Here is a 20,743-nt window from a genome sequence, read left to right as displayed (position 1 = left end):
CCAGCCCTTGATCAAAAATTATTATTCCACCGTCACTGACTTCGCCAAGTTACGTGGCTGATCGACATCTGTTCCACGCAGCACGGCAACATGGTATGAGAGTAATTGCACGGGTACGCTGTATACGATTGGTGACAAGATTTCATTCACACTTGGCACATAAACCACGTGTTGACGATCTTTCGCTTTGATGCCGCTGTTTTCATCTGCAAAAACAAACAACTCACCACCACGCGCTTGCACTTCTTCCATATTCGATTTGAGTTTATCCAACATGTCATCTTGTGGAGCAAGAATCACCACAGGCATATCATTATCAACCAGTGCCAATGGACCATGTTTTAACTCACCAGCCGCATAGCCTTCAGCATGGATGTATGAAATCTCTTTAAGTTTCAAAGCACCTTCAAGGGCGATCGGGAACTCAGTTCCACGACCCAAGAATAGACAGTGATTTTTTTCAACAAATAATTCTGATAGACGTAGAATCTCAGCATTATTTTGTAAAGTATCTAAAATCACTTTCGGTGTATGCCAAAGCGCAGCAATAATTTCAGAGACACGGTCAGTTGAAATGCTTTGCTTAATTTGACCAATTTTCAATACCAATAGCATCAATGCCGCAAGCTGTGTGGTAAATGCTTTGGTCGAAGCAACACCAATTTCAGGGCCTGCAAGCGTCAACAAACTGTAGTTGGTTTCACGTACCATCGACGAGGTTGCCACGTTGCAAATGGTCATGGTGGTGATATTCAAGCTTTTCGCTGCTGCACGCTTTTGCGTATCACGCAGCGCAGCTAAAGTATCGGCTGTTTCACCAGATTGAGAAATACATACATACAGTGTATTATTCACAATCACAGGTGAGCGATAACGGAATTCACTGGCAATTTCGACTTGGCAAGGCACGTCAATCAGTTGTTCAAACCAATATTTGGCAATCATGCCGGCATGGTAGCTAGTACCACAAGCGATGATTTGCACTTGTTGAATTTGGCTGAAATCTTGAGCTGCATTGGCAAGGAAATCATCACGAAGCGCATTACCATTTAAGGCTTGTGAAATCGTTTGTTTAATCGCTTCAGGCTGCTCATAAATTTCTTTGAGCATATAGTGTTTATATTCACCTTTTGAAGCATTGCTTACAGTCGCATCAAGCTCTTTGATTGGACGCTTCACCAATTTACCCTCGACGAATACTTCAATGGTATTACGTGTCAAACGTGCAATATCACCTTCTTCAAGGTAGATAAAACGGTTGGTAATCGGTAAAAGTGCCAATTGATCCGAGCTAATAAAGTTCTCGCCAATACCGACACCAATCACAAGAGGTGAACCTTCACGCACCGTGATTAATTCATCAGGATAGTCGGTATGTACGATACCTAGTGCATAAGCACCTTTGAGTTGAGGCACGACACTTTTAACTGCTTCTAAAAGACTCGGAGTGCTTTTTAAAGCATCATTGACTAAATGCGCGACAACTTCTGTATCTGTTTGTGAGGTAAAGACATAACCAAGTGCTTCAAGATCATCTTTAAGCTCTTGATAGTTTTCAATAATGCCGTTATGAACTACAGCAACATTGCCTGAAATATGCGGATGGGCATTATTTTCAGTCGGTTTACCATGGGTTGCCCAGCGCGTATGTGCAATACCGACCGAACCTGCGATATCTGCTTCTTCAACGGCTTGTTCAAGATTTGCAACTTTACCTACGCGACGTTCACGTAGAACATGGCCTTTATTAATCAGCGCTAAACCCGCAGAGTCATAGCCACGATATTCAAGACGCTTTAAGCCTTCAATTAAAATATTGGTAATACTACGTTCTGCAACGCCACCGACAATACCGCACATAATTTAATCCTCTTATTTCTTCAATTTTTGGGGACGTTGATAGTTTTCTTTGGCAAATTGCTTCGAACGTTCTACCGCAAGGCTATTGTCTGCCACGTCACGGGTAATGGTTGAGCCAGCACCCACTGTTGCACCATGACCAATGGTGACAGGAGCGACTAATGAGCTATTTGAGCCGATGAAAGCTGAGTCACCGATAATGGTTTTAAATTTGTTTGCGCCATCATAGTTGCAGGTAATGGTGCCTGCGCCAATGTTTGAACCTGCACCGACTTCCGCATCACCTAAATAGGTAAAGTGGTTGGCTTTAGAGCCTAAGCCGACAGTGGTATTTTTAACTTCAACAAAGTTACCAATATGTACTTCTGCAGCTAATTTTGCGCCAGGGCGTAAACGTGCAAATGGACCGATTTGAGCGTCTTCACCAACAATGGCACTGTCAAAAACGCTATACGGTTGAACTTTAGTGCCTGCCGCAATCTTGGTGTTTTTAATGATACAGCCTGCACCAATTTCAACGTTATCACCGAGTTCAACATCACCCTCAATAATTACGTTGATATCGATACGGACATCTTGACCGACAGTCAGTGTGCCACGTAAATCAAAACGAGCAGGATCAATCAGGTGAACGCCTTGTTGCATCAGTTGTTTTGCTTGGAAACTTTGAAATTCACGCTCTAATGCAGCCAATTGTACGCGGTCATTGACACCTTCCACTTCGAAAGCGCGTTCTGGTTCAACAGATGCAACTTCGAGACCGTCAGCAATCGCCATGGCAACGATATCGGTCAGGTAATATTCACCTTGCGCATTATTATTGCTTAATTTTGGCAACCATTCGTGCAATTTAGCATTACTTACGGCATAAATACCGGTATTAAATTCTTTGATTTTACGTTGTTCTTCAGAGGCATCTTTGTGTTCAACAATGGCTTGAATTTTCCCATTTTCACGTACAATACGACCATAACCTGTCGCATCATTAACCGTTAAAGTTACTAAGCCAATACCTGTTTGAGTAGATGCATCTAATAGTTTTTGTAATGTTGCTTCAGTGATACAAGGCACATCACCTGAGAGAATCAAAGAAATCCCAGTTTTTGCTAGAACAGGGAGAGTCACTTTGACTGCATGGCCTGTACCCAATTGTTCTGCTTGTTCAACCCATTTGACATTTTCATGTGCAAACGCGTTTTGAACCAATTCACCGCCATGCCCATAGATGGTAATTATTTCTTCTGCATTTAATTTTTTCGCAGTGTTGATGACATGGCCGAGTAAAGGTTGTCCTGCGAGTGGTTGTAATACTTTGGGTAAACGAGAACGCATACGTGTCCCTTTACCTGCAGCAAGAATAATAACGCTAGTAGACATGTTTAATCCTAGGTGTTTCTATTACATAGACAAAATATAAAAATAAATACAGATGCAAAGCGCAGCCCAAAGGCCCGCAATAATATCGTCAAACATGATGCCAAAGCCACCACCGACTTGACGGTCAATGACACGAATAGGCCACGGTTTCCAGACATCAAATAAACGGAATAAAGCAAAACCAATCAATGCCCAAGTCCAGCTCATTTGCCCAAGATATAAAATTGGGAGGAAGGTAATGGACTGACCGGCAAATTCATCCCATACGATGCGGCCATCATCATGAACACCCATGACTTTGGCGGTTTGACCGCAAATATAGATCCCAATAATCGACATGATGATCATGACTATAATGGAGTTGAAAAAGCCGATTGCAAGCCAACCTGGAATAAACAACAAAGCAAAAGCAGAGCCAAAGGTGCCCGGTGCTTTGGGTGCAAGACCCGAGCCAAATCCCACGCCACAAAAGGCGATGACTCGGTTAAACCAAGACATGGATTTAAAGTTAATGGCTGGCTTATGCAAAATGCTGGTATCCCTTAAATTTTATGACTTGGTCCACACCGTGGTTGTTATAACGGATTCCCAAATTTGGGGTGATTTGACCGACTTTACTAATGTTTACATCTAATTTTAGTTGCAGAAGTTTTTGATAATTCTGCGGACTTATTGTAAAGCATAACTCATAGTCATCTCCACCCGCGAGGGCGTATTGCCACTGCTTTTCTTGTTGTAATTGTTTTACATCGTGATCGATAGGAAGTTGATCTAATTCAATTTCTGCACCGACGTGTGAAGCAGCGAGGATATGTCCTAAATCTTGTGCGAGCCCATCAGAGACATCAATCATACTGTTGGCTAAGCCTTTGAGCTGTTGGCCCAATAAGCAACGTGGTGTGGGATAATCTAAACGGCGTTGTAAGCGATGACCTAAATGGTTTAAGCCAAATGCAGCATCACCGACTTGTCCGCTGACGCAGATATAATCACCGACTTGGGCACCTGAACGTGGGACAGCTTGTCCTGATTCTACCCAGCCGAGGGCTGTAACTGAAATCGTCAGATGAGGACTTTGTGTGGTATCACCACCAACTAAACTCACACCAAATTGATCGCAACAATCATATAAACCCTGACTAAAGCCTTTGAGCCATTCATGATCAATTTGGGGTAGGCTTAATGCCAGTAAAATACTATGCGGTTTGGCGCCCATTGCAGCAATGTCAGAAAGGTTGACGGCAACAGATTTCCAGCCAATGGCATGTGGGTTGGTGTCGAGAGGAAAATGACGTCCAGCAACGAGAGTATCGGCACAGATGACCAATTGTTGCTGTGGAGGAGGGGTGAGCAAGGCTGAGTCATCACCGACCCCTAAATCGACAGCACTACTGCTGTGACGATTAAAATAGGTATCAATGATAGAGAACTCAGCCATACAACATACTACTTAATAAATTAATTAGCTTGTTGCTTTTCTGCTGCACGCAATGTAGTCGCTAAACGATCCAATACACCATTGATGTACTTATGGCTGTCTGCACCGCCAAAATGTTTAGCTAACTCGATCGCTTCATCGAGTACGACACGGTAAGGAATCTCAAGGTGTTCTTTGAGTTCATACGCGCCTAAACGAAGGGTTGCAAGTTCAACGCCATCTAAGGCTTCAACTTCGCGATCGAGTACAGGGATTAAAAGCGCATCCAATGCTTCATGATTGGCAACAACCTCGGTCAATAACTCGTGGTAATAGCCGAGATCTACCTTGTGCATGGCATTTTCCACACGCGTACGTGCTTCAATCTCATGCACAGGATTGCGGCTCATTTGCCATTCATAAATTCCTTGTACAGCAAAGCGACGTGCTTTACGTTTTGCTGCATAAGTTGCTTGAAGTGTTTGCGACATAGCGTTAAATAGCCTTTAACAAGTTAACCATTTCAATAGCAGTCAAGGCAGCTTCACTACCTTTATTGCCTGCTTTAGTACCCGAGCGTTCAATCGCTTGTTCAATACTATCCGTAGTCAATACACCATTAATTACTGGTAAGCCAGTGTCTAGACCAACAACGCCTAAACCTTTGGCACATTCGCCAGCAACAAAATCGAAGTGAGGCGTGCTACCACGAATCACTGCGCCAAGCGCGATGATGGCATCGAAACGATCTGAAGCTGCAAGTTTTTTTGCAACCACAGGAAGTTCCCAAGCACCCGGTGCATGAACAACAGTGATATTATCCTCTGATACGCCATGACGTTTCAATGTATCAACGGCACCTTCTAGCAAATGTTCAACAACAAAGCTATTAAAACGACCAACTAAAATCGCATAACGGTCTTCGTTCGCGAGATGTAACATACCTTCAATACGGCGAACTGCCATAGCAACCTCGATTATTTCTCTGATGTTTGATTTGCGGTGATGTATTCCACCACTTCTAAGTTAAAACCTGATAGTGCATTAAAGCGTAGTGGAGAGCTGAGTAGCTTCATTTTTTCCACGCCTAAATCACGTAAAATTTGTGCACCCACACCAATGGTTTGATACTGCTGAGACAGTGCCGCATTGGATTTAACATTTTTCGGTGCAGTTAAATTTTCTAAAGCAGGGCCTAAGTCCTGTAAATGACGCTGACCAATCCATACTAAAACACCACGATCGCTGGATGCGATTTCTTTGAGTGCTTTATCGAGATTCCACGCCGGAGCACCATCTTGTTTATTGAGTTTTAATAAGTCACGAACCGGACTGAAACCATGTACACGGACTGTGGTTATGCCTTGTTTTGGTTCGCCTTTAACCAGTGCCAAATGAATGTCTGGGTTACCAATTTCACGGTAACGGAACAATTCAAAAGTACCATATTCAGTATCTAAAGTTTGTTGATCAATGCGCTCAACGGTTTGCTCATTGGTCATGCGGTAGTGAATTAAGTCCGCAATCGTCCCCATTTTTAAGCCATGCTTTTCAGCAAACACTTCAAGATCAGGGCGACGTGCCATAGTGCCGTCTTCATTGATGATTTCACAAATCACAGATGCGGGTTCTAGGCCAGCTAAACGAGATAAGTCACAACCGGCTTCAGTATGACCGGCACGGTGAAGGACACCACCAGGCTGCGCCATCAGCGGGAAAATATGGCCTGGCTGTACGATATCCGCAGGTTTAGCATGTGCTGCCACCGCTGTTTGAATCGTATGCGCACGTTCTGCAGGTGAGATGCCTGTTGAAATGCCATTTGCTGCTTCAATAGACAAGGTAAAGTTGGTACCGTGCTGCGCACCATTGGCATCAACCATGAGTGGTAAATTTAACTGTTGGCAACGCTCTTTGCTGAGCGTTAAGCACACAAGACCACGCGCATGCGTAATCATGAAGTTGATATCTTCAGGGCGTACGTGGGTCGCAGCGATAACAAGGTCGCCTTCATTTTCACGATCTTCATCATCCATGAGGATGACCATTTTACCTGCACGAATATCAGCTACGAGCTCTTCAACAGTATTGAGCGGCATCAATCTTCACCTTTTTGTTTGTCTCGAATGACATTTACTTGCATTGATTGTTGCATAGTCTAACGTTTTTTTGCGTTCTTTGCCTATGCTTATCATTTTCCTTTAATGGCTCATTGTTATACACAGTCGTTAGAACCTTGAAAAGAGGACTTTATTTGAATTGTGCCATTTATGCCCAATCTTTAAGCGATTGAAAAGCATAAAAATTGGCAACCTTATACGGATATTGAATAATTAAGTCATAGGGAGCTGACAGTTTATCGGAAGCATTTAATCGCATAACTACATGAAAGATCACATAAAATAATCGTCACTTATGCAGCTGAGTGTGCAGCTAAATAATCTTGAATGATCATTTTATTGGCCTGCAAAATGCTTTTTTGTAATTCGGGATCATGCATTGCCCGTGCAATTAAAACCGCTCCGACCAGTTGGGACATCATGGCCCAAGCTTTTTCTTCACTCGCCAAATGTGCGCTAAATAAAGCATGACCACGCAGTAATTCCTTTTCATAGGCCTGTTTAATCGTGTCATCTGCACGAGCTACTTCGGTCGCAAGTGTCGGCAAAACACAGCCTTGTTCAGGATGTTCAAGGTGGGAAGGGGTTAAATAACGATCTAATTCAAAATTAATCCAGTCGGCTGCATTATGATGCGGGTTGCTTTGCCACATGTTAAAGCTTTGTTGCAATTCATATTCAACCAATGCTTTGAGTAAATCCTGTTTTGAAGAAAAATGTGAATAGAATGCGCCACTAGTGACACCTGCAGCTTTCATTAAGCTGTCAACACCTGTTGCAGCAAAGCCATTTTTTTTCGCAATTTGCCCCGTAATGTTGAGCAATTCTTGTCGTTTTTGTTGTTTGTATTCGGGTTTATAGCGCATGTGCATGACCCTAAAAAATTATGATTGACGATAAATTAATCATAACATAGTATTCGTTATAGTAACGATCGTTATTTAATAAAGTGTGGTTTAAAACCGACGCGTAAATAAAATGAGCGTGGAATAAAAATAAAACAGCAATGGAGTGAGACTATGCAACAAATCAACAAGACTTCAGCAAAAGTCGCTTTAGTGATTGGTGCAGGTGATGCAACCGGCGGTGAAATTGCCAAGCGTTTTGCGCGAGAGGGTTATATTGCCTGTATGACACGTCGGAATGCAGACAAATTACAGCCTTTAATTGATGAGATTGAACAACTGGGTGGTAAAGCCTATGGTTTTGCTTCTGATGCTCGAAAAGAAGAGCAAGTGATTGAACTCATCGAGCATATCGAATCAAATATTGGCCCGATTGAGGTGATGGTCTTTAATATTGGTGCCAACGTCCCTTGTAGTATTTTGGAAGAAACCGCACGTAAATATTTCAAGATTTGGGAAATGGCATGTTTCTCGGCATTTTTAACGGGTCGGGAAGTGGCGAAGCGCATGGTGAGCCGTGAATCTGGCACAATTATTTTTACGGGTGCGACGGCTGGGGTTCGTGGTGCCGCAGGCTTTGCCGCTTTTGCTGGCGCAAAACATGCGCTTCGTGCCTTGGCACAAAGCATGGCGCGTGAACTTGGGCCTAGAAATATTCATGTGGCGCATGTGGTGGTTGATGGGGCGATTGATACCGACTTTATTAAAGATACTTTTCCCGATTTGTACGTGAAAAAAGCGCAAGATGGTATTTTAAATCCAGTACATATTGCAGAAAATTATTGGCATCTCTCACAGCAACCACGAGATGCATGGACGCATGAATTAGATCTGCGACCGTGGATGGAACGCTGGTAAGCACTGATTTAAAAATATTAGGAAAATAAGCAAAAAAAGGACGAAAAAATGAAAGTCATTGAATTTTATTTTGATGTCGGCAGCCCATATAGCTATATCGGTTTTCATCGCATTCAACAGATTGCACAGCAGTATCAAGCAGAGCTGATCTGGAAGCCGATGCTACTCGGTGGGGTGTTTAAAGCCACAGGCAATAGTAGCCCGATGGCGGTACCTGCGAAGGCACGTTATTCCATGATTGATCTTCAACGTTGGGCAAAGCTATGGCAGATACCCGTACAGATGAATCCTTATTTTCCAATCAATACCTTACAATTGATGCGCTTACTCACAGCCGTTCAGCTGTTTCAGCCTGAAAACTTCGTACAAGTGGCGACGGGTATTTTTGATGCCATGTTTGGGCAACCCCGTAATTTAAATGATCTCACCATCTTCATTCAACTCATGCAAGAACTGGGGTTAGATGCAGAACAAGTGAAACAGTGGTTGGATGATGAAAAAGTCAAATCTGAGCTGAAAGTGGTGACCGAAGAAGCCATTGAACGAGGTGTTTTTGGCGCACCGAGTTGGTTTGTGAATGATGAGCTGTATTGGGGTGTGGATCATCTACATTTCGTAGAGGATGCGTTACAAGCGCAGTAACGCTTGGTGATACATGCCTAGATCCATTCAAAAATTGAAATAAAAAAGCGAACCTCGGTTCGCTTTTTTATGGTCTGGATCAAATCAAGATTTAGAAGAAGCCCATTGGTTTGGTGTTATAGCTCACCAACAAGTTTTTGGTTTGTTGATAATGATCAAGCATCATTTTGTGGTTTTCCCGGCCGATCCCTGATTTTTTGTAGCCACCGAATGCTGCGTGTGCAGGGTAGATATGATAACAGTTGGTCCATACACGACCTGCCTGAATAGCACGACCCGCACGATATGAAGTATGCGCTGAACGCGACCAAACCCCTGCACCTAGACCATAAATCGTGTCATTGGCAATTTTAATGGCATCATCAAAGTCTTTAAAGGTTGCTACTGAAAGCACAGGGCCGAAGATTTCTTCTTGGAAAATCTTCATGTCATTGGTGCCTTTGAAAATGGTTGGTTCAATATAGAAACCTGTACCGACTTCATTTCGTGGGTCACCACCAGTAATGAGCTGTGCACCTTCATTTTTACCTGTCGCGATACAGCCCAAGATTTTGTCTTGCTGCTCTTGCGATGCTTGTGCGCCAATCATGGTGTCGGTATCTAAAGGATGACCAGTCTTAATACGTTTGACACGTTCGACAGCCATTTCCAAGAATCGATCAGCAATGCTTTCCTGCACCAAAGCACGTGAAGGACAGGTACAGATTTCACCTTGGTTCAGCGCAAACATGGCAAAACCTTCGAGTGTTTTATCTAAGAACTCATCGTCTTTGTCCATGATGTCTTCAAAGAAGATATTTGGTGATTTTCCACCAAGTTCTAAAGTCACAGGAATGATATTTTCAGTCGCATATTGCATGATCATTTGACCGACAGCGGTTGAACCTGTGAAGGCGATTTTTGAGATGCGTGGATTGGTCGCCAATGGACGACCGACTTCAACACCATAACCATTCACAATATTCAGCACGCCCGGTGGGAGTAAGTCTTGAATGAGTTCAGCCAAGACTAAGATGCTGACAGGCGTTTGCTCCGCAGGTTTCAACACGATGCAGTTACCCGCAGCCAATGCTGGAGCAAGTTTCCACGCCGCCATCAAGATTGGGAAATTCCACGGAATAATTTGCCCGACCACACCAAGTGGCTCATGAAAATGGTAAGCAATAGTATTTTCATCAATTTCAGAAATGCCGCCTTCTTGGGCACGGATACAGCCAGCAAAATAACGGAAGTGATCGATACAAAGTGGAATATCAGCGGCTAAGGTTTCACGAATCGGTTTACCGTTGTCCCAGGTTTCTGCGACCGCAAGGAGCTCTAGGTTTTCTTCAAGTCGATCGGCAATTTTTAATAAAATATTTGAGCGTGTGGTTGGGGAAGAGGCGTTCCATTGGGCTTTGGCTTTATGCGCTGCATCCAAAGCCAATTCAATATCTTCAGCAGAAGAACGTGGCACTTTGGTAAAAACTTTACCGTCTACAGGGGAGATATTTTCAAAGTATTCACCTTTCACTGGCGCGACCCATTGGCCACCAATCAGGTTTTCATACTGAGCTTTAAACTGAACTTTTGAACCGGGTTGATTAGGATCGACATAACGCATATGAATTTTCCTTTGCTTGTTTATTATGATCTTGTTGGGCTGCCCATCTGTGGCAATCTACAGCTTTGGTATAAGGTACTTTTGTACATTATTTGATTAGCATAGCCTGTATAAGGTTGGAAAAAGGTTGGAGACAAGAAGGTTTACAATATTTTTTTTCAGTCTTAAAAACAAAAGCCGGGAAACGGATTTTTAGTCATGAATTGTTGTGAGAATAATGAATGATGATACAGAAGGATTTATCTGAAAAACGACAGAATGTCGAACGGTTAAGGCAGGGCATGAGTCTGTCAAAGCAGCAAACCTCGCAATTGAATGAGAGCATTGCGAGCTCTTGGCAGCGATCGGCGCAGGCGGAAATTCCGGAAAATCGGAGTGCTGCGCCTTTGGTGAATTTGAACCCTCAAAGTCAACAACAGTCGGCATTGCATCATGCGTTGCAACATTGTGCAGAAGATTTAAAACACATAGCCGAACAGTCGTCGATGGTACTTGCCGTGGGCGATGTAGGTAGCACGATTATTTGGAGTGCGTCGAGTCGGCAAATGCAAAGTGCTGCGGAAAGTGTGCATTTTATTGCAGGTGGGCAATGGCGCGAAGAATTGGTCGGCACCAATGCATTAGCGTTGTCTCTAAAAACCCAACAGTCGAGTTGTGTGTTTTCAAATGAACATTATATGCCGTCTGTACATGAATGGGTCTGCTATGCAGCACCGATTATCGATCCACACACACAGCAAATTTTAGGTGTGGTTGATTTATCCACCGTGTGGAAAAACCACAATAGTTTAGGGCTACTTGCGGCTGAACGCTGCGCTTCGATTATTCAATCGGCTTTGCTCGATTTTCAAAAACAGCATTTGTACATTCGGGCCTTTGCAGTGCCGCAAGTGTTATTTAATGGCAAAGTGATGGTGCTGACCCCACGGCAAATTGAAATTTTGACCATCTTGGCGCTATGTCCACAAGGCATGACCTTAGATACATTGCATCAAGCCTTATACGGTGAACGCAAGGTGAGTGTTGGGACTTTAAAAGCGGAAATGTCGCAGCTACGCGATATTTTGGGCGGCATGTTAGGCTCAAGACCCTATCGTTTATTGGCGCAAGTCGAAGCCGATTTTTTACAAGCCGAGCAAGCTTTAGATGCAGGTTATCTCGATTCGGCGTTAAAACTGTGTTCAGGGGTTTTCTTGGCCAAAACCGAAAGTCCTTTTTTAGGGGCATGGCGTGATTGTCTTGAGTCACGATTGAGCCAAGCGATTTTTAATGCCAAAGAAACAGATGTTCTACTCAAACATGTCGCGCGTTTCCCTGAAGCTATCGATGCGGTTGAACGCCTGATTGAGCTGATGCCGAGATCGCATCCCGTACATCAGACCTTGTTGAAATTAAAACAGTAAGTTGCAATGTCATTCGGGCTGTTAAAAACCTTTATTGGCCAGCCATTCAAAGAGCTGGGTATAGACTTGTTCACGCGCGGTTTTTTCCGAAAGCACTAAATCATGCAAGCCATTGTGTATGCTTTGAATGGTGACATCGCCCTGAATTTTCTTGGCATATTTTTGGATGTCTTTTACACCTAAAATCACATCACTGGTCTGCGCTGCTTTACCCCATTTTTTGGGATTTTTAGTTTGATGCGAGTGCATGACCAAGACCGGTACATCTAGGCTGATACCTCGATGAATCTCTTTTTGAGCCTCATAAATTGTCCGCACGAAACTTAAATACACCATTGGATAGCGGGTCTTTTTCCAGTCTAAATTGAAGTCCCATTCACCCTTGAGTTCGCGGTGTAAGCTGGCGGTGTACCACTTATTCAGTTCACTTGGAAATTTTAAATTGGGAAAGGTTTTTGCCAATTTACTCAGCTGTGGAATACCCAGTGCGCGTTTCACTGGATTCATGTTGAAATCATAAAATGGGCTATTGACCCAAAGGGCTTGAATTAAAGGATGATTTTGATGATGCGCCGCATACAAGGTGGTGGTTAATCCACCCGTTGAATGACCACAAAGCAGTAAGGCATCGTGACCTTCATCTGCAATGATCGTTAGGGCTTGATCTATTTCGGCATCGTATTCAGATAGTTCATGCACATTATAGTATTTTTGATGCGGGCGGATGGAGCGGCCATATTTTCTTAAATCCAAGGCATAAAAGTCGAAACCGTGCTGATTAAAGCGTTCCGCCATTTCGGTTTGGAAAAAATAATCGATAAAGCCATGGATATAGAGCACCGCTTTGGAGGTGGGGGCCGCTGCTTTTTTGCGAACCAGTGTGGCAACCACAGGGCCTTCATAATCATCCGGGAAGGTCAGCGTGGCTTGTTCATAGCCTGCGCCCAAAATGTCAGGCTGATACTGAATATGTGAATGGCTCATTATTATACTCATCAATATTATTGGACATTATGCTTTATCCTTGATGAGCCATAAGCTTTTGTCAAATGAATAATCGATGCTGTTATGCGAACTAAAAAAGAGTGACCTCAGTATGAAAACGACCAATCTAGAGTCGCTTCCCTGAAATAAAAAGTGAAATGGATTCAGTTGAGCCTACATCACCAGACTCAAAGGGTAATGTAGGCACTTAGGTCACTTAAACATGAAGACCTTTTGGACTTAACTTAAACTGCTGCTTTGAAGTCGACGACAGAAGCATTGGCTTTAAGCGCTGCCTTGAAAATATCAACCACTTGAGCATGATTCGCTTTACGTGGATTGGTCAGCATGCAGGCATCTTTTTGCGCATTTTCAGACATGATGCTGAGGTCTTGTTCTTTCACACCAAGTTCAGAAAGGCTCGATGGAATGCCAATCGAAGCAGAGAGTTCACGGATTGCTGCAATCGCTGCATAAGCCGCTTCAGTCACCGTTAAACCGTCGGTTGGCACACCCATGAGCTGTGCGATACGTGCATAGCGGTCAGGGCAGGCGATCAGGTTAAATTCGCAAACGTGTGGTAGCAGCACGGCATTACATACGCCATGTGGCAAGTTGTAGAAGCCACCCAGTTGGTGTGCCATTGCGTGAACATAACCTAAAGATGCATTGTTAAATGCCATCCCTGCTAAGTACTGTGCATAGCTCATCGCATCACGTGCTTCTAGGTTTTCGCCATTGGCTACGGCAGGGCTGAGCCATTCACTGATCATTGCAATGGCCTTTTCAGCACAAGCATCGGTAATAGGATTGGCTGCTGTAGAAACATAAGCTTCGACCGCATGTGTTAATGCATCCATACCGGTTGCTGCAGTGAGCGCCGCAGGTTTCGCAATCATCAGTTTCGGGTCATCAATAGCGATAAGTGGGGTACAACGCCAATCGACAATCGCCATTTTAACGTGGGTGTCGGTATTGGTAATAATACAGAAACGGGTCATTTCTGATGCCGTACCTGCGGTGGTATTAATCGCAATCAGCGGGGTCATTGGGACTGTGCTTTTATCGATGCCTTCATAGTCACGAATATGGCCACCACCCGCAGTGACTAAGCCAATGCCTTTGGCACAGTCATGAGAAGAGCCGCCACCGAGAGAGACAATAAAATCACAGCCATTGTCATTGTAGGCATCTACACCGCTATGTACGTTGGTGTCAGTTGGGTTGGGTTCTGCGCCCGGGAATATATGACTTTCTACGCCAGCTTCAGTTAAATATGAGGCAATGGTGTCTGCCACACCAAATTTGTAAAGACCGGCATCGGTCACGATAAGCGCTTTCTTTGCGCCAAGATTTTGCGCTTTTGCACCAATTTCTTTAGCACAGCCGGGGCCAAAAAGTGAAACACAAGGGATGTAAAAACCGTTTGTTTGATCTGCAATATTTTTAAAAGCCATGGTGCGATTCCTTCTACCATTCATTGTCATTTGTTATGGGTGATACTCACCTAAACTGAGTATTGCGAGGGATGTTTTAAATTCACACCTACCAAAGACCTACCAAATTTAGGGCTTTGTATTGAGTTTATTTAATTGACTGAAATTTAATCATTAATTATTTTTGCTATTTTCTAAAATTCGCTAAAAGTCGTATATGTTTAAGCCAAAATAGGCGTTGCGATGATTGGATGCATGATCGAGTTATCAGATTATAAAATCTAACTAAAACTACTATCAATTTACTAAATGCCCCAAAGCGCTCGAATCAGGATAGGCTATAACAAATAACGAGATAGTCACTTTTGTGCATTTCGCTTTTTGCAGTGCGAAACAAAAGATTAATTAAACGAGTTAAATAATGCCCAGTGAAAATTTGAAAACGAAACGACCTTTATATATTCCTTATGCCGGAAATACACTTTTAGAACTCCCACTTTTAAATAAAGGTTCTGCGTTTAATGAAGATGAACGTAAGAGCTTTAATTTACACGGTTTGATTCCACACGTAACAGAAAGCATTGAAGAACAAAGTCAGCGTTCTTATCAACAATATTGTGCATTTAATAGTGATATCAATAAGCATATTTACCTGCGCAATATTCAAGATACCAATGAAACATTGTTCTATCACTTAATTGAAAACCACCTTAGTGAGATGATGCCGATCATCTATACACCAACAGTGGGTGAAGCTTGTCAGCGCTTTTCAGATATTTACCGTCGTCATCGTGGGATTTTTATTTCATATCCTGACCGTGATCATATTGACCAAATTATTCATAACGTGAATAAAAAGAACGTGAAAGTGATCGTTATTACGGACGGTGAACGTATTCTTGGACTTGGTGACCAAGGCATTGGCGGGATGGGGATTCCAATTGGTAAGTTGTCGCTGTACACCGCATGTGGTGGGATCAGTCCAGCTTATACATTGCCGATTACTTTAGATGTCGGAACCAATAACCAACAGCTGTTGAATGACCCGATTTATATGGGATGGAGTCAGCCTCGTATCAGCGGTGAAGAATATTATCAATTTGTCGATGACGTGATTAAAGCCATACAACAACGTTGGCCTAAAGCGCTGATTCAATTTGAAGACTTTGCACAAAAAAATGCGATGCCTTTACTGGAAAAATATCGCGATAAAATTTGCTGCTTCAATGACGATATTCAAGGGACAGCAGCAGTGTCTGTCGGAAGTTTAATAGCAGCATCACGCGCAGCAGGTAAACAGCTCAAAGATCAAATCGTCACCTTCTTAGGGGCGGGTTCAGCAGGTTGTGGGATTGCAGAACAGATCATCAAGCAAATGGTGGCGGAAGGTTTAACCGATGCTCAAGCGCGTGCGCGGGTGTTTATGGTCGATCGCTTTGGTTTAATTACTGAAAATCAGCCGAATCTTTTAGATTTCCAACGCAAACTTGCACAAGCACCAGATAACGTTGCTCATTGGGCAAATGCAGATTCGGTTATTTCACTCTTGGATGTAGTTACACATGCCAAACCGACTGTATTGATTGGGGTTTCGGGACAACCGGGACTGTTTAGCCAAGAGGTCATTGAAACGATGGCTGCGAATTGTGAACAGCCTATTGTGTTGCCACTGTCTAATCCAACATCGCGTGTCGAAGCGGTGCCTGCAGATATTATCGAGTGGACCAAAGGTAAGGCTCTGATTGCGACTGGTAGTCCATTTGCACCAGTGAATTATCACGGCAAGATTCATCATATTTCACAGTGCAATAACTCCTATATTTTCCCGGGGATTGGACTGGGTGTGATTGCATCTGGGGCGAAACGTGTGACGGAAAATATGCTGATGGCATCTAGTACGGCGTTGGCAGACTGTTCACCAAAATTGGCAGATCCAAATGCCGATTTATTGCCAAGTTTGGATTATTTACAGGATATTTCGAAGAAAATCGCATTGAAAGTGGCATTAGCTGCGATTGCTGATGGTGTTGCGCCAAATGTCAGCATTGAAGTGCTCGAACATGCGATTGAAGCGAATTTCTGGAAACCTGAATATCGTGATTATGTCCGTGTGACCTATTAACGCAATTTTAATTTTTATTCATATTTGTGGAACCTGACTCAAACCATGTTCCACATACTGAATAAATATAGATTGATTTTGATTGGTGTAAGCGATAGATAAAAAAGCCCCCATCTTTCGATGAGGGCTTTTTGAATTTGGAGCGGGAAAGGAGACTCGAACTCCCAAGACCCCAACCTTGGCAAGGTCACCGAGATTTATACTATTAAATGATGTTAACTATAAGTGTATGATTTAATTTATTATGTGTAGTTTTTAGTGGGGTGAAATTTTTAGCAATTTAGATCATTTAAGGGTATTTTGGTCACTTCATATTGGAAATTTTAATCAATAAAAGTCACCTATATTTTGGTGCTAATTTTCATGAGAAATAACAACATTATATAATTTAATATAATGATTCTTGATCCTCATGAAAATTTTTTATATTCAATTCAATAAATGAATATTATGCTCAATCCTATTTTGGATCATCTGGAGATTCTCTGTTTGAATTTGTCCAGGTGAACCGTACCGGGTTTGTCGGAGAGTCAATATTCTGAGAGACTATCCCGATGACAAAATTAAAATATACCCCTGAAATCAGAGAAAGAGCGGTTCAAAAAATTTGAAACTACCATCTTAATGATATACTCTAATTGATATACATTTAGATTGGGTTGTTTATAATGTTGATGCTTCGATTACCTGTAGAATTAGAAAAACAGTTAGATCAACTGGCTGAAAAGAGTCAAAGAACGAAATCATTTTTAGCCAGAGAAGCTATTTCTATGAGTATTGAGAGCTTATCGAAAAAATATATACATGAAAACAAAGGGTTAAGTTATATGAATATTAATCTATATGAAACTCTCGTTAAATTTTTTTCTACACCAGTTAATTTAGAAACTGAATCTAGAAAATCTAAATTTATTATGTTTAGTGAGGACGGAAAATTATTTGTTCACAATAACAAAGATAATATTCGCCCTTTAAGCACTGATGAAGTTGATAATTTTTATAAGATTTTTAAGGAAACTGGAAGTCGATCTCCATCAACCTATACCGATGTAACCTTCAACTCATCATATATTCTTGCTGCACTATCTCATTTAAAAGAACAAGCTATTATTTAAATAGCTTATACAAATAAAAAACCCCGGCATCCTGCCGGGGTTTTTTATTGGAACATTAGGTCTTTGTGCTCTTGCATGTCTTATATAGCGCCATCCTGGTGCTTATTTTTTATTATATGGAACTTCCTGTTCCTGACCATTCAATAATATGAAAATTCCAGTATGCCGCATAGCAGCAAAGGGCCGAGATTGATGTGAGCCTAAGCGTACAAAATAGCCTAAATTTCATCCACAGTAATTGGGGATAGTTTTCGCCCTGGAAGAGCTGAGAACATTGGGAAAATGCCAAAATTGACCATTTTTTAAACAATTTTATTGGCAAAAACTATCAAAAACGATCATAAAAAAGCCGACTTGTTTCAAAATCGGCTTTTTGAGCATTTTGGGATTTTTCTTGTTTTATTAAGTAGTTGATATTTATATTAATATACAAGTGTACTTCGTATAACCGCCATTATGTTAAATGGATATTATTCAAGATGAATAATTTTTCAGACAGATCCAATATTCTTATACAATAGCTCGCTATATCATTAGTAATTAATATAGTTTAGGAGTTTTAAGTATGGGGCTTTGGGATGAATTAAGTAGTTTAGGTAAAGCCTTACAAAATGTAACTGCTGATGTTGCTAAAAAATCTGAAGAATATGCAGCTTCTCCTATTCATGCTCAACAATATAAAAAACAAGTTAAAGAGAGTTTTGAAAAAGTTGTTGAACATGTAAAGGGTGATAAAGATATTTCGGAAATAAATATTCATAAAGTAGAGGAATTATTGCCGAAAAAAATTGAATATCAAGAACATATTAATGAGTTAATAAAAAATAAAAATCTTGGTCTATTCAAGAAATATAGCTCATATATGAAAGTTGAGATTAATATTTTGAATATCCTTTTTAACTTGGTTGCTGAAAAATATGGTGATAAAACTATAGATGACTCGCATCTAGATATATTAAATTGTATTAAAATTAAAATTAAAATTAAAATTAAAATTGAAAATGAAACAAACCTCTTAAGTCAGGAGCTTAAGAAGTTCGAAAGTTTCCCATCAATTGATCAGCTAAAAATCTTAGCGGAGAGAATTGAAAATTTATTTTCTAGTGCTAATGAATTATTTTTTTCCACTAAAAAAATTTTACTAGAAAATTATCCGGAAATTAGTATTTTATAATTATCTAAACAGCTTTGATGGTAAGTATTTTAGTAGCACTAAAAACTGACGTGCTACCGACTTATCTTTTATATCCTGATCGCTTTGTTGTATAAACATATAAGTATTTTATTTTAATTAATTTTATTTAAAAATTTCAATAAAATACTTTAAAAGCATATGGTTATAAAATATTTATGCAACAAGGCTCTATTTATTATTAAAATAATCATCGATTTTATCATTATAAGATTTTATATTTTTTAATAATTTAGAAACGTTTTCTATGTCGTTTTCAATATTTTGTTTTTCCTTTAAAGTATTTATATATTTTTTTTCATGTTCTAAAAAGTATGGATGTTTTTCTTTAAAGGATACCTCATCTAGATTTTTTTTATCTAATTGCATATCTTTCAATCCTATTTTACTGTTATTTCCTTGGTAGAGTTCTATTAATTTAGATTGTAATATATCAAGCTCCTCTCTTAATTTTTTCATTAGTTCTTTTGAGTCAATAGAAACTTTTTCTAACCATGGTTTAATTTTTTCATTAAATCTTTCTATTTTTTTAATATATGTAGATGAATTTTCTATTAATGTAGATAACTCTTTAAACTTACATATAAAGTCCAAAGCACCAGATACTCTAGCCCCTTTGACACTCATTAATTTAATATTATAAATTTTTTCTTTATATATAGAATTATTATTACTTTCTAGCCCATACTCAAAACTTCTATACTTCCTGTTAAGTTCTTCATCACTAATTTCTACGATTTCATTTAAGAATGAAATTAAGTTTTCAATTGGCTCAACTATGTATTTATTAATAAATTTATACTCACTTTGTATAGAAGTATTACATGCGTCAGCTACAAAGCTCATTGCATCAAACCAGAAATCATCATTAATTATTACTTTCTTTTTTTGATCAGTATTAAATTTATGAAATATTTCAGTATATTGGATCATCTCACTCACTCGAGCATACTTATAGTTACACCAGTCCATGAATGGAAAAATTTGAAGATTTTTAAATACTAAAATGCTATAAAAATAACTAGAATTTCCATAACCAAAGTTTGTATTAAATTGAAAGCTCAGGTCTTCATTGAGTTTGTAATTTGGTAATGACCATCCTCTATATTTATGTGAATGAGCAATAATTTCATTATTTTTCTTACTACTTCTGATAGACATAGTAATTCTATATGCATGAATCCAGGTTATAATATATTTTGAAAAATTTTCACTTAAGCTATTCATAGCTGAATTATAAGCTTTATTTTCTTGTTCTATTTGTTCTTCTTCTGATAAATAGATTGAATATCCCCTGTAAGATCCTGACTTTAATAGATATTCTACATTATCAACCTTCTGTGAAAGATTTATTAGCTCTTGATTTATATCTATAGGGATTGACGGTAAATACCTACTTGCTAATGAAATACAAAAATTAAAATTTTCTATTTTATTTTCTTGAGCTAATTTTTTTGAAAAATTTGGTAATTCAGAGTTCTTTAAAATTTCAAGTAAAATTAGAGGGTTAGATTTTTGTTCAGATCTAGCTTTTTCCATATACGATACAATTTCATCAAATATTTCCTGATATTTTTTTTCAATTAGATCTCTTGCGAAAGTAAAAACCACCTCAATCTAAGTTTCATGAGATATCAGAACTTAAACCGTTTTTCAGATTCTGAATTTAAACGCTTGGTTGGCGTACCTCGACCAGTTTTTACCGAAAT

General features: G+C 40.4%; 18 protein-coding genes. 6 read left to right on the top strand and 12 right to left on the bottom strand.

Annotated features, from left to right (window positions below; translation table 11 throughout):
• Positions 1 to 21: 21 nt before the first annotated feature.
• The 8 genes from glmS to FTU38_RS06730 all read right to left on the bottom strand — a co-directional run bounded on the left by glmS (position 22) and on the right by FTU38_RS06730 (position 7,640).
• A complete protein-coding gene (glmS, locus tag FTU38_RS06765; RefSeq protein WP_180003566.1) occupies positions 22 to 1,860 on the bottom strand; it encodes a glutamine--fructose-6-phosphate transaminase (isomerizing) in 1,839 nt (612 codons plus the stop codon).
• A 12-nt stretch (positions 1,861 to 1,872) separates the two neighbouring features.
• Positions 1,873 to 3,237 carry a bifunctional UDP-N-acetylglucosamine diphosphorylase/glucosamine-1-phosphate N-acetyltransferase GlmU gene (glmU, locus tag FTU38_RS06760; RefSeq protein ID WP_180110831.1) on the bottom strand — a complete coding sequence of 455 codons (1,365 nt, stop codon included), beginning with the start codon at positions 3,235 to 3,237 and terminating at the stop codon, positions 1,873 to 1,875.
• Positions 3,238 to 3,258: 21 nt separating this feature from the next.
• Positions 3,259 to 3,735, bottom strand: coding sequence for a phosphatidylglycerophosphatase A (locus FTU38_RS06755; protein WP_078194116.1), 477 nt, complete (start codon positions 3,733 to 3,735; stop codon positions 3,259 to 3,261).
• 22 nt (positions 3,736 to 3,757) lie between these two features.
• Positions 3,758 to 4,675, bottom strand: coding sequence for a thiamine-phosphate kinase (thiL, locus tag FTU38_RS06750; protein WP_180110830.1), 918 nt, complete (start codon positions 4,673 to 4,675; stop codon positions 3,758 to 3,760).
• A gap of 20 nt (positions 4,676 to 4,695) precedes the next feature.
• The gene (gene nusB, locus FTU38_RS06745) at positions 4,696 to 5,145 is read right to left on the bottom strand and encodes a transcription antitermination factor NusB (RefSeq protein WP_067765594.1); all 450 of its coding nucleotides are present in this window, start codon (positions 5,143 to 5,145) and stop codon (positions 4,696 to 4,698) included.
• A 4-nt stretch (positions 5,146 to 5,149) separates the two neighbouring features.
• Positions 5,150 to 5,620: a 6,7-dimethyl-8-ribityllumazine synthase gene (gene ribE, locus FTU38_RS06740; protein WP_067765591.1), complete on the bottom strand. Its 471-nt coding sequence runs from the start codon at positions 5,618 to 5,620 to the stop codon at positions 5,150 to 5,152.
• Between the two features lie 11 nt (positions 5,621 to 5,631).
• Positions 5,632 to 6,753: a bifunctional 3,4-dihydroxy-2-butanone-4-phosphate synthase/GTP cyclohydrolase II gene (ribBA, locus tag FTU38_RS06735; RefSeq protein ID WP_180026167.1), complete on the bottom strand. Its 1,122-nt coding sequence runs from the start codon at positions 6,751 to 6,753 to the stop codon at positions 5,632 to 5,634.
• Between the two features lie 314 nt (positions 6,754 to 7,067).
• On the bottom strand, positions 7,068 to 7,640 hold the full coding sequence (locus FTU38_RS06730; protein ID WP_180110829.1) for a TetR/AcrR family transcriptional regulator: 573 nt from the start codon (positions 7,638 to 7,640) through the stop codon (positions 7,068 to 7,070).
• A gap of 153 nt (positions 7,641 to 7,793) precedes the next feature.
• On the opposite strand from FTU38_RS06730, the gene FTU38_RS06725 reads away from it, so the two are divergent.
• Both FTU38_RS06725 and FTU38_RS06720 read left to right on the top strand, forming a co-directional pair.
• Positions 7,794 to 8,537 carry an SDR family oxidoreductase gene (locus FTU38_RS06725; RefSeq protein WP_180110828.1) on the top strand — a complete coding sequence of 248 codons (744 nt, stop codon included), beginning with the start codon at positions 7,794 to 7,796 and terminating at the stop codon, positions 8,535 to 8,537.
• Positions 8,538 to 8,585: 48 nt separating this feature from the next.
• Positions 8,586 to 9,179, top strand: coding sequence for a 2-hydroxychromene-2-carboxylate isomerase (locus tag FTU38_RS06720; protein ID WP_180010826.1), 594 nt, complete (start codon positions 8,586 to 8,588; stop codon positions 9,177 to 9,179).
• Positions 9,180 to 9,270: 91 nt separating this feature from the next.
• Here FTU38_RS06720 and FTU38_RS06715 read toward each other — a convergent pair whose 3' ends face one another.
• Positions 9,271 to 10,782 (bottom strand): aldehyde dehydrogenase family protein, encoded by a 1,512-nt coding sequence (locus FTU38_RS06715; protein WP_180003560.1) that lies wholly within the window; start codon positions 10,780 to 10,782, stop codon positions 9,271 to 9,273.
• Positions 10,783 to 11,003: 221 nt separating this feature from the next.
• Between FTU38_RS06715 and FTU38_RS06710 the strand changes: the two genes are divergently transcribed.
• A complete protein-coding gene (locus tag FTU38_RS06710; RefSeq protein ID WP_180003559.1) occupies positions 11,004 to 12,185 on the top strand; it encodes a transcriptional regulator in 1,182 nt (393 codons plus the stop codon).
• 21 nt (positions 12,186 to 12,206) lie between these two features.
• Here the strand turns inward: FTU38_RS06710 and FTU38_RS06705 are convergent, their stop codons facing one another.
• The gene (locus tag FTU38_RS06705) at positions 12,207 to 13,169 is read right to left on the bottom strand and encodes an alpha/beta hydrolase (RefSeq protein ID WP_180003558.1); all 963 of its coding nucleotides are present in this window, start codon (positions 13,167 to 13,169) and stop codon (positions 12,207 to 12,209) included.
• 245 nt (positions 13,170 to 13,414) lie between these two features.
• Entirely contained in the window at positions 13,415 to 14,626 is a 1,212-nt protein-coding gene (locus FTU38_RS06700) for an iron-containing alcohol dehydrogenase (RefSeq protein WP_180010822.1), read from the bottom strand.
• A 400-nt stretch (positions 14,627 to 15,026) separates the two neighbouring features.
• Here FTU38_RS06700 and FTU38_RS06695 point away from each other — a divergent pair, with 400 nt between their 5' ends.
• The 3 genes from FTU38_RS06695 to FTU38_RS06685 all read left to right on the top strand — a co-directional run bounded on the left by FTU38_RS06695 (position 15,027) and on the right by FTU38_RS06685 (position 19,016).
• A complete protein-coding gene (locus FTU38_RS06695; protein ID WP_180010820.1) occupies positions 15,027 to 16,727 on the top strand; it encodes an NAD-dependent malic enzyme in 1,701 nt (566 codons plus the stop codon).
• A gap of 668 nt (positions 16,728 to 17,395) precedes the next feature.
• A complete protein-coding gene (locus FTU38_RS06690; RefSeq protein ID WP_016658834.1) occupies positions 17,396 to 17,842 on the top strand; it encodes a ribbon-helix-helix protein, CopG family in 447 nt (148 codons plus the stop codon).
• 565 nt (positions 17,843 to 18,407) lie between these two features.
• Positions 18,408 to 19,016 (top strand): hypothetical protein, encoded by a 609-nt coding sequence (locus FTU38_RS06685; protein ID WP_180110827.1) that lies wholly within the window; start codon positions 18,408 to 18,410, stop codon positions 19,014 to 19,016.
• A 189-nt stretch (positions 19,017 to 19,205) separates the two neighbouring features.
• Here FTU38_RS06685 and FTU38_RS06680 read toward each other — a convergent pair whose 3' ends face one another.
• Entirely contained in the window at positions 19,206 to 20,573 is a 1,368-nt protein-coding gene (locus tag FTU38_RS06680) for a hypothetical protein (RefSeq protein ID WP_180110826.1), read from the bottom strand.
• Positions 20,574 to 20,743 lie beyond the last annotated feature (170 nt).

Source organism: Acinetobacter sp. YH12098 (assembly GCF_013419235.1).
Classification (GTDB): domain Bacteria; phylum Pseudomonadota; class Gammaproteobacteria; order Pseudomonadales; family Moraxellaceae; genus Acinetobacter; species Acinetobacter amyesii.
The sequence above is the reverse complement of the archived record's forward strand: the minus strand, read 5'-3'. Positions and strand labels throughout refer to the sequence as shown.

Coding starts and splice junctions, on each gene's coding strand:
- glmS (WP_180003566.1), bottom strand. CDS start 1,860: ATGTGCGGTATTGTCGGTGGCGTTGCAGAACGTAGTATTACCAATATT.
- glmU (WP_180110831.1), bottom strand. CDS start 3,237: ATGTCTACTAGCGTTATTATTCTTGCTGCAGGTAAAGGGACACGTATG.
- FTU38_RS06755 (WP_078194116.1), bottom strand. CDS start 3,735: ATGTCTTGGTTTAACCGAGTCATCGCCTTTTGTGGCGTGGGATTTGGC.
- thiL (WP_180110830.1), bottom strand. CDS start 4,675: ATGGCTGAGTTCTCTATCATTGATACCTATTTTAATCGTCACAGCAGT.
- nusB (WP_067765594.1), bottom strand. CDS start 5,145: ATGTCGCAAACACTTCAAGCAACTTATGCAGCAAAACGTAAAGCACGT.
- ribE (WP_067765591.1), bottom strand. CDS start 5,620: ATGGCAGTTCGCCGTATTGAAGGTATGTTACATCTCGCGAACGAAGAC.
- ribBA (WP_180026167.1), bottom strand. CDS start 6,753: ATGCCGCTCAATACTGTTGAAGAGCTCGTAGCTGATATTCGTGCAGGT.
- FTU38_RS06730 (WP_180110829.1), bottom strand. CDS start 7,640: ATGCGCTATAAACCCGAATACAAACAACAAAAACGACAAGAATTGCTC.
- FTU38_RS06725 (WP_180110828.1), top strand. CDS start 7,794: ATGCAACAAATCAACAAGACTTCAGCAAAAGTCGCTTTAGTGATTGGT.
- FTU38_RS06720 (WP_180010826.1), top strand. CDS start 8,586: ATGAAAGTCATTGAATTTTATTTTGATGTCGGCAGCCCATATAGCTAT.
- FTU38_RS06715 (WP_180003560.1), bottom strand. CDS start 10,782: ATGCGTTATGTCGATCCTAATCAACCCGGTTCAAAAGTTCAGTTTAAA.
- FTU38_RS06710 (WP_180003559.1), top strand. CDS start 11,004: ATGATGATACAGAAGGATTTATCTGAAAAACGACAGAATGTCGAACGG.
- FTU38_RS06705 (WP_180003558.1), bottom strand. CDS start 13,169: ATGAGCCATTCACATATTCAGTATCAGCCTGACATTTTGGGCGCAGGC.
- FTU38_RS06700 (WP_180010822.1), bottom strand. CDS start 14,626: ATGGCTTTTAAAAATATTGCAGATCAAACAAACGGTTTTTACATCCCT.
- FTU38_RS06695 (WP_180010820.1), top strand. CDS start 15,027: ATGCCCAGTGAAAATTTGAAAACGAAACGACCTTTATATATTCCTTAT.
- FTU38_RS06690 (WP_016658834.1), top strand. CDS start 17,396: ATGTTGATGCTTCGATTACCTGTAGAATTAGAAAAACAGTTAGATCAA.
- FTU38_RS06685 (WP_180110827.1), top strand. CDS start 18,408: ATGGGGCTTTGGGATGAATTAAGTAGTTTAGGTAAAGCCTTACAAAAT.
- FTU38_RS06680 (WP_180110826.1), bottom strand. CDS start 20,573: ATGGAAAAAGCTAGATCTGAACAAAAATCTAACCCTCTAATTTTACTT.